Annotated in this window: 7 protein-coding genes; 4 read left to right on the top strand and 3 right to left on the bottom strand. The window is 54.3% G+C overall.

The genetic code is table 11. The features are described 5' to 3' along the window. Positions 1 to 1301 (top strand): YcaO-like family protein (locus tag D5S03_RS00110; RefSeq protein ID WP_287042333.1); only part of this gene is annotated, 1301 nt, incomplete at its 5' end. A 183-nt stretch (positions 1302 to 1484) separates the two neighbouring features. Then, positions 1485 to 1802: a TusE/DsrC/DsvC family sulfur relay protein gene (locus tag D5S03_RS00105; RefSeq protein WP_008869793.1), complete on the top strand. Its 318-nt coding sequence runs from the start codon at positions 1485 to 1487 to the stop codon at positions 1800 to 1802. A gap of 47 nt (positions 1803 to 1849) precedes the next feature. On the opposite strand, the gene D5S03_RS00100 is transcribed toward D5S03_RS00105, so the two are convergent. Further along, positions 1850 to 4435, bottom strand: coding sequence for a tetratricopeptide repeat protein (locus tag D5S03_RS00100; protein ID WP_287042332.1), 2586 nt, complete (start codon positions 4433 to 4435; stop codon positions 1850 to 1852). 3 nt (positions 4436 to 4438) lie between these two features. Next, positions 4439 to 5281, bottom strand: coding sequence for a glycosyltransferase family 2 protein (locus D5S03_RS00095; protein ID WP_287042331.1), 843 nt, complete (start codon positions 5279 to 5281; stop codon positions 4439 to 4441). A gap of 56 nt (positions 5282 to 5337) precedes the next feature. Between D5S03_RS00095 and D5S03_RS00090 the strand changes: the two genes are divergently transcribed. Beyond that, positions 5338 to 6072 (top strand): UPF0280 family protein, encoded by a 735-nt coding sequence (locus tag D5S03_RS00090; protein ID WP_287042330.1) that lies wholly within the window; start codon positions 5338 to 5340, stop codon positions 6070 to 6072. A gap of 25 nt (positions 6073 to 6097) precedes the next feature. On the opposite strand, the gene dnaA is transcribed toward D5S03_RS00090, so the two are convergent. Further along, positions 6098 to 7447, bottom strand: a complete 1350-nt coding sequence (gene dnaA, locus D5S03_RS00085; RefSeq protein WP_287042329.1) for a chromosomal replication initiator protein DnaA — start codon at positions 7445 to 7447, stop codon at positions 6098 to 6100. Positions 7448 to 8141: 694 nt separating this feature from the next. Between dnaA and D5S03_RS00080 the strand changes: the two genes are divergently transcribed. Further along, a partial coding sequence (locus D5S03_RS00080) for a cation-translocating P-type ATPase (protein WP_287042328.1) occupies positions 8142 to 9208 on the top strand: 1067 nt, incomplete at its 3' end.

Below are 9208 nucleotides of genomic sequence, written 5' to 3'. Positions count from 1 at the left end.
CCGAAGAAGTCCTGGACCTTATACAGTGGCGCTTCACCCCGGCCCTGAATGTTTATGAAGCAAGACAGGAGTATGTGCCCCTGGACTGGTTCAAAAAACTAAGTGAATTCAACGGCAGCAGCGCAGGCAACACCTTTGAGGAATCCATCCTCCAGGGAGCATGCGAACTTGTTGAAAGACACGTAAGCGCCATTGTGGACAAAGAGCACCCTCAGATCCCCACCATCAATCAGCAAAGCATTACAAGCCCCGTACTGCGGGATCTTTTAGACAGATTTTCCAGGCATAGCATAGAGGTGTGGCTCAAGGACATGAGCCTGGGATACCCGGTTCCCACGGTGGGGGCCCTGGCATACGACCCCGGGACCTTTCCGGGCCTAAGCGAAATAGTATTTACCGCAGGTACTGCCACCTCCCCGGAAATGGCCGCCATCCGGGCACTTACCGAAGTGGCCCAGCTGGCCGGAGACTTTCATACCGGGAGCAACTACGAGGCTTCAGGCCTGCCCAAGTTTACCACCCTGAAAGAAACCGGCTGGCTTACCCGGGGGCCGGTCACAGACATCTCCAGCCTCCCGGACATCTCCAGACCGGACATGGGCCGGGAACTCATGGAGCTGTCCAGGGGGCTCAAACTCATGGGCTACAGCCTGTATTCCGTTTCCACAATGCACCCGGACCTGGAAATTCCCGCCAACTACAGCTTCGTTCCCGGCTTTTTATTCCGCGAAAGAACACCCAGAGCCAGCATCGGGATGTTTGCAGGCCGCATCCTGGCCGAAGAGGAAGATCCTATTGCCGCCGCCGGCAAACTTGAACAGCTCAAAAAAATATACCCGGATGCTTCTTTTTTGCCATTTTACCAGGGCATGAACCTTTTGAGGCAGGAAGAACACCAGCAGGCCGCAAAATATTTTGCCAGGGCCGAGTCATTGCAGCCGGACAGCGAGTCCCGCGGTCTCAGTGCCTTTTACTCAGCCTATGCCCTGTCCGGGCTGCACAGATGGCCCGAGACCATAGAACACCTGAACAGGGCCATAGAACTGGACCCCCTGGTTAAAGAATATTTCAACCTGCGCGGGGTTGCTTATTTTAAACAAAAGGATTATGAGCATGCCATAGACGATTTTCAAAAAGCCCTGCAGCTTGACAGTGGTTCAGTCATGGACATGTTCAACTTGGCGGTATGCTATAAAGAACTGGGGCGCAGAAATGCCGCCGCAGAAATGCTGCAGAAGGTTCTGACAATCGACCCCGGACTTGAAAAGGCCCGCAGATTCCTGGAAGAAATGGAGAATTGACCCGGGCTGCAATTTTGCCGGAGAAAAGGCATTGACAAAAAACTCATCTCCAGCATATTATAAAAGGTATTGCACTGAGCAATTCTGGCCGTAAAAGGCTTTGTATATTCTCAACAGGACGGGATGTACTCCGGACATAAAGGACGTACACATATCTGAATAACAATCAAGGAGGTATCAAAGATGGCAACTGTTGAATTCAAGGGCAAAACATTTGAAGTAGATGAAGACGGCTTCCTGCAGAAATTCGAGGACTGGTCACCTGAATGGGTGGACTATGTAAAGGAAAGCGAAGGCATCAAGGAACTCACTGATGAGCACCAGAAGGTAATCGACTTTTTGCAGGACTACTACAAAAAGAACGGTATTGCGCCCATGGTTCGTATTCTTTCCAAGGTCACCGGCTTCAAGCTCAAGCACATTTATGAGCTGTTTCCCTCCGGCCCAGGCAAGGGAGCATGTAAAATGGCCGGTCTGCCCAAGCCCACCGGGTGCGTCTAAAAAATTGCGCTTTATCTTCAAGCGGCTCTCCAAGGGGGGCCGCTTTTTTATTTTCCGCCCTCCAGGTACCTGGACTTGAGGCGCTCGAAAACCATGGTCGTTCTGATTGCCGCCAGGGCCAGGGACAGCATGGCCACCAGCATAATCCCCAGTTGCAGAAGGGACCGGCGCTGTTCCAGGATCGAAAAAGCCCATTCCATTTCCCGGCGCAGGCCCACATAAGTGCCCAGACCCACAATAAGGGTGCTTGCCAGCAAAACACCCAGCAGTATCCAGAAAAAACTCCTGGTCATAAAATAAAGAAAAAGCACACCGTCCCGGAAAAGCCTCAGGCTCCTGAGCCTTTTTTGCATAAGCTGGGCGCATTTTCCGGCTTGGTCCAGTTCATCGCGGGCCTGCCTGTAACCATGAGGGGTGCTTGTGTTCAACCCCCGTACGTTTTCCAGCAGGCTTCGGCTTTCATTAAGCAGCCTGTAAACCTTTCCGGCTGCAATGCTTTTTAAAGGAATGGCTTCCAGGCGGGAAGTTATGTCCTTAAGATCACTTTCAAGCCTGGCAAAGCGTTTTTTTACCTCATGCACTTCTTTGCCCACGGCCTTTTCCAGGTCCCTCTGCAGCTCTTTTACGCCCTGCTCCATCCGGACAAAGGCTGCATAGTTCTCCTTGGAAGTCAGGCCTTCGAGTCCCTGGATACGGGTTTGAAAACCATCATGCAGGGGGTGGCCCTCCGGAAACCATGCCCTAGCTTTCCGGTTCAGGTTCTGCAGGGTCTCTTCAGCGCTGCGGGCCTTTTTTCTACGTTCCCTCCAGGAACTGTAGAGGCTTATCATAAGATGCTGGTGTCCCTGGGCCAGCTCAGGATCTATCAGGACCTGATTGAATATCTCGGGAGTGTCCCTGCAAAGCTCCAGGAAAATGCTCATGGCCTGATCCACGTCGCCGTTTTTCACCAGGCACACACCCTGCCTGTACCTGGCCTCAAGCATACCTGGGGAATTCTTCTGGGCCTGCTGATAGAGGCTGAATGCCCGGGAAAAATCCTGACCGGTTTCCGCCAGCCTGGCCAGCAAGTAATGGTGATAGGCCTGCTGCATGGGGGTGTATCCCAGTCGGGCAGCCTCTTCCCAGTAACCGCGGGCGGCCTTGAAGTCGTTTTCTTCCAGGGCCAGAAAACCCAGCATGGTCCTGGGGCGAAAATCCTTGGGGTGCTTGAGGCAGAGCCTGTTGAGGCTGTTGCGGACAAAACCGGTCTGCTTCATGCGCAGGTTTTCCATGACCCCCCACCGGGAGTCCTCCTGGGGGTCTGTCAGCTGCTTCAGCCCGTCCGGCCACTCCCTGCCCCTGCTCCTTCTCATGAGACGAAACGTCCTGTGCTGGGCAGGATAGTTGATGCCCATAATGGCCCTCATCACCAGTCTGGAGGGACTTGAGCCCCGCAAAAGCTCATCCCAGGAAACAGATGAAGAAACCTCACTGCCAAGGCTTTCCAGGGCCTGGTTAATTTCGTGTACATCCACCCGGGCCAGCTGCTCCAGTGCATAATCAAGATTGAAGATCTGCCTGGTGGGACAGTCCCCGGGGGCATGATTTTTTAGGCCGCAATAAAAACAGGTGGCAAATCCCCCCCGGGTCAGACCTGCAGGCAGGCACACAGGAAGTCTGGCCTGGAGTTCCTCCTTATAGGCCGGCCCGAGACCGGCCCGGAACAGGTCGGATATCTTTTTATCCTGTGAACTCCTGGCATCGGGAAGTATCTCCAGGGCCCGCCCCATCTGCAGGATATTCTTAAGGGGCAGGTACAGGCAGTCCGGTTCCATCTGTTTCAAGTCCGGCATGAGCCTGTCCGGAATCCCCTCTGCAGGGTTGATTCCAGGGTTGTCCAGGCCCAGCAGGTAACACGACAGGTGCTTGTCCCGGCCGGAAAATATGGCCAGCAGTTCAAGACTCCAGTTTTTCAGCTGCCTGATTCCATCCACCCGGACCACAAAATGATCCCTGTGCCCGGCAAAGGTCTCAAAACCCATCCTGGCGCACATCTCCTGAAGAACAGTCTTTTGCCTGTTCCAGGCCTCGTCCTGTTCAGCCTCTGACTCCAGGGCTGCAGGCCGCACTATGAAGAGCCAGGAAAAAGACGGGGTGAACACGGCCTGCTCAGTGGCCCGGAAATAGTACCACTGCTTTTCCTCGGGCAAAAAGGATGAAGCAGCCTGTTCCAGCTTTATTCCCGGCCTGGGTACGATATTTTCCTTTACCTTGGCATGGACCCAGATCTCCAGGTCCCGGGGATACTCCACCGAGAGGCTGCGGATACGTTCCTCAAGGCCCAGGCTGTAGCTCATGTCCGGCCCGAAATTTAGTTTGGCCGTAAAGACCCTGATATGCACCTGAACCCCGGCATTGAGGTACCACCTGTACATCTGGGCACAGGCATGCAGAACGTCCTGGGAAGGAAACATCCACAGACTTTGCTGGCCCTCCCTGGCCACTTCCCATCCGCCGAAACTCTGCAGAGTCTCCGGGATGGAATCAGGCAGTTCCTGGGACCAGGTCATCCAGGCCGCATAGCCCTGGGCCACCATCTCAGTTTTTTCAGGCTCTGTGAGCTTCCCTGTAAGCTGGGACAGATTGTACATATGCTACCTTTCCCGAAGGTTTACCTGGTTCAGGCACGAATCCAGCTTTTCCTTGATCCTGGCCGCCTCCTCCAGCCTGCCTCTTTTCTGGCATCCGGCAATATACACCCTGGACTTCTCCTGCAGCGCCTGCAGTACAAGGGCCTTTTTTTCCGGCTGCAGCTTTTCTCCATTCAGTATATCCAGGAGGGCCTGGATACGCCACAGGTCAAGCCCGATAATGCTTCTTGAAAGCTGATCCCCACGTCCGCCCTGCTTCACGGTGAGCACCCTGGACAAAAGACCCACTGGATATGAGAGGGAAATCCTCAACCACAGGTCGTAGTCCTCGCATGCCGGCAGGGACTCGTTGAATAAAAAGCCCTGCCGCACAAGGTCTGAGTGCATCATGACGCAGGAAGGGCTCACTAAGCACATTTTGAGGCTTCGGGCAAAAATCCAGCCGGCGAATTTTTGATGCCTGTGGCCGGGATTCACCCTTTTGCCCTTGCGTATCCAGGCCTCCTGGGTCTGGGAAATGCAAAAGCCTGACTTGTGCATGAAAGCAAGCTGCAGCTCCAGCTTTCTCTCCAGCCAGAAATCATCGGAATCCAGAAAAGCCACATACCTCCCCCCGGCCAGATCCAGGCCCAGGTTGCGGGCCGCGGCCACTCCGCTGTTTTCTTGATAAACCGCTTTTAATCTCTTATCATCAAACCCGGACAAAATTTCACGGGTAGCGTCGGTGGAGCCGTCATCAACCACGATGAGCTCCAGGTCCCTAAAGCTCTGGGTCAGTACAGAACGTACCGCGCTGCCGATATATCCGGCCCTGTTGTACGTGGGAATAATCACCGATACCAGCATCAAAATCACATGGTCAGGTTAAAAAGGCCATCTGTTGAGGCGGTTGAGCAAAAATCATGCACATAAACACCCACCGCGCTTACCGCGGCTTCTGTTCTCCAGGCCCGGGAGAAAACTCCTTCCAGGTGGTCCTGGAGCAAAGCGACCTGTATATCACCAGTGCCCAGGACCTGAGCGCCCCGGCCCTGGACCGGCTCCAGCTGGTGCGGGGGCGCATACTTGCCTATTCACAGTTCAACCCGGACTTTCTGACTTCCCTGTCCCCGCTCCCGGTGGATAACCAGGCCCCGGATATAGTGCAGGAAATGGCCCGGGCCGGCGGGCTTTTCCAGGTAGGGCCCATGGCCGCCGTGGCCGGGGCCATCGCCCAGGACATTGCCGACTTTCTTGCAGTCCGGTCACCGGAAATAATAATCGAAAACGGCGGCGACATCTACCTTTATTCTAAGCGTACCCGGACCATAGGCCTGCTGCCCCACCCGGACCGGAGCATGTCCCTGGGGCTGGTCATCCCTGAAACGGGATTTCCCTGCGCGGTCTGTTCCTCTTCGGCCACTGTGGGGCATTCTCTTAGCCTGGGACATGGAGACCTGGTCACGGTCAAAGCCAAAAACGGAGCCGTGGCTGATGCGGCAGCCACGGCCCTCTGCAATCTCATCAGGGACAGAAAAAGCCTGTCCGGACTGAGAAAAACGGCTGATAAGTTTCTGGGCACGCATATCAGCGGAGTGCTGGCCCAGATGGGGGAGGATATGATGGTTGTAGGGGATATGGAGCTTGCAGCTATATAGATTCAAGATCCGGAAAGCATATGGTTCAGTTGGGCATAACCCGGCTGGCTGCATCTTTTAACTGCCGACCAAGGGGAGTGTCGGTGTTGACCTCTTTTTCCACATTGGCCACCCCTTTTAGAACCGTGGAGTGCCTGCGGTTGAAGCGCCGGCCGATGTCCTTCAGGGAATGCCCTGTATATTTGCGCGCAAGGTAAAAGGCCAGGTTCCTGGCCAGGACATGCTGTTTCTTGCGGCTCTTGGAGCAGATCTTCTCCCGGGGCAGATCGAATACCCGGCAGACGGACCGGATGATTTCTTCCAGGTCCAGGTTCTGTTCCTTTAGATCATAGTTCTTGAGCACTTCCAGGGCCATCTCCAGGGTGATGCGCTCCTTGAGCATCCTGGCCTTGAACACCAGGTTGCTCAGGCAGCTCTCAAGCTGGCGGATATCGGTCTGGATGCGCTCCGCCAGGAGGTGGGACACCTCCTGGGGCAGGCTGATCTGCAGGCTGGATGCCTTCTGGCGCAGTATCTCCTGCCTGGTGCCCAGGTCAGGCTTGTCAATGACCGCCATGAATCCCCGGCAAAGCCTGGAGACCAGGTTGGAATCCAGGTCGTTTAACTCCTTGGGCAGAAAGGAACTGCTTAAAACCACTTTCTTGCCCTGTCCCTGGAGGGAATTGATGGTGGACAGAAATTCAGCCTGGATTTTTTCCTTGCCCTGGAAAAAATGAATGTCTTCCAGCATGAGGATATCTATCTGATCCCGGTACCTGGCCTTGAACCGCTCCACCTGCTTGGACTTGATGGCCTGGATCAGCTGGCAGGCGAATTCCTCTGCGGTAAGGTAGGCCACACGCAGTGTTTCCTTGTTGCTGCTGCCGGCCAGGTTGTTGCCCATGGACTGCACCAGGTGGGTCTTGCCCAGGCCCGTGGAAGAACACAGGAAAAGCTGGTCCGAGGACACCTGTTCCCGGCAGAAACTCCTGGAAGCCACAAAGGCCAGTTCGTTGCTTGGACCTACAACAAAATCCTGAAAGCTGTACCTGAACCTGGAAACCACCTGGATATTGCTCTGGATGGGCAGATGCATCCGGGTCTCACTGGCTCCCGCCTTCTCGGGAGAACCCAGGGGGGACGCTGCCTCGTCAGCCCTGGATGCTGATATTTCCAGCTCCGGCGTAACTCCCAGTACATCCTGACCAGCTTCCAGGATCATGCTCTGCAGACGCTCACGCACCCACGAAGCCACGAATTCGTTGGGGGCCTGAAGCCTAAGGATCTTGGCATCAGGGTCGAAACTGCCCTGCAAAGGCTTTATCCAGAGCTGGAAAATACCAGATTTCAAGGATTTTTCGAGAATTATTTGTATTCTTTCCCATGCGTCCGTCATGGGTTAAGCTTCTAACCCAGAATCACCATCAGACACAAACTGCAAAACAAGCCTTTTTGACCAGGATTGTACGCTTGTCACTTTTAAGCATAACATATTAATATTATTTGATTTTTTTCAACAAAGACCATTGCTGTGGCTTGTTTGCAGGGGAATTTATATGCCCATGAAAGACCAGCGATATATGAGGGTTGAAAAGCCTTTTCCCTGGCAGCAACTTACTTTATCTTTAACCAAAGCTATTTTTTTCTGCAAATTTCTCCATTTTTCTAAATAAAAATTCTGGATATAGACACTGTGTTCAAAACTTTTTTCTGTGTGTATTCTTAGCACTACAGCGAAATTTATGGTTTATCTCCGGGGACTGGCTCTCCGCACTTATTTTTTCCAATAAAACCAAGATCATTTAATAAAAATAAGTGCGGGGTGCCTGTCCCCAATTTAGACAGGTTGAAAAGTTTTATAAGTTTCGCTGTAGTGTTAGTCATGATATTCACTATCCCGGCCTGGAGGGCAGCAGCCGGACATCCTGCAGGCAGTCTTTTTGGCAGTCCCGTTATAAAAAAGGTTTGTGCCCTGCATGGCCTTGACAAGCCTTGAATAAGTCACAAGTAAACGTGTTGAATTATGCACCAGGGACTGCTCAGCCGGCAGCCTGCAAAAAACCCGTGAAGAAATTTATTCGGAGGAAGTAATGAAAACCGACCCTGATATAGAACCCGAAACTTCCTGGCACTCCATGCAGGTGCAGGAAGTCTTCCAGCACCTGCAGACCTCTGAAAACGGCCTGGATTCAAGCCAGGCCAGGCAAAGACTGGACAGCTTTGGCCCCAACAAGCTGCCCCGGGCCAGAAAAGACGGGCCTTTCAAGCGTTTTCTGCTGCAGTTTCACAACGTACTTATATACGTCCTGCTGGCAGCCACCATTGTCACCGCCCTTCTGCAGCAGTGGGTGGACTCGGCTGTGATTTTCGCTGTTTGCCTGGTCAACGCCCTCATCGGATTCATCCAGGAAGGCAAGGCGGAAAAGTCCATGGAAAGCCTGCAGGGCATGCTGGCCCCCGTGGCCACAGTCCTGCGCGACGGTCAGAAAAAGACCGTGCCCGCGGAAGAACTGGTCCCGGGAGACGTGGTAGTCCTTTCAAGCGGGGACAAGGTCCCGGCTGACCTGCGCCTTTTCCAGGCCAGGGACCTGCAGATCGAGGAGGCCGCCCTCACCGGTGAATCGGTACCAGTGGGCAAGGATATATATGAGGCAGACCCGGAAGCAGGTCTGGGGGATCGCTCCTGCATGGCCTTTTCCGGAACCATGGTGGCCTACGGCCAGGGAGCGGGAGTAGTGGCCGCCACCGGGGCCCATACCCAGATAGGCCGCATAAGCGCCATGCTGGCCCAGGTGCAGACCCTGACCACGCCCCTTTTAAAAAAGATAACCAGGTTCGGCCACTTCCTCACTGCTGCCATCCTGGTGACGGCCCTGGCCACTTTCGCCTTCGGCATCCTGGTACGCCAGCTTATGCCCTCGGAAATGTTCATGGCCGCGGTGGGCTTGGCCGTATCCGCCATACCCGCCGGACTTCCGGCCATAATGACCATCACCCTGGCCATAGGGGTGCAGAGAATGGCCCGCAGAAACGCCATCATCCGGAAGCTCCCGGCTCTGGAGACCCTGGGGGCGGTGACCACCATCTGCTCGGACAAGACCGGCACCCTGACCAAGAACCAGATGACGGTTCAAAGCGTTCAGGTCTCTGAAGATCT

This window comes from Desulfonatronospira sp. MSAO_Bac3, assembly GCF_003838035.1.
Lineage (GTDB): Bacteria > Desulfobacterota > Desulfovibrionia > Desulfovibrionales > Desulfonatronovibrionaceae > Desulfonatronospira > Desulfonatronospira thiodismutans.
Note: the sequence above shows the minus strand (reverse complement) of the source record. Positions and strands in the feature narration are given on the sequence as shown.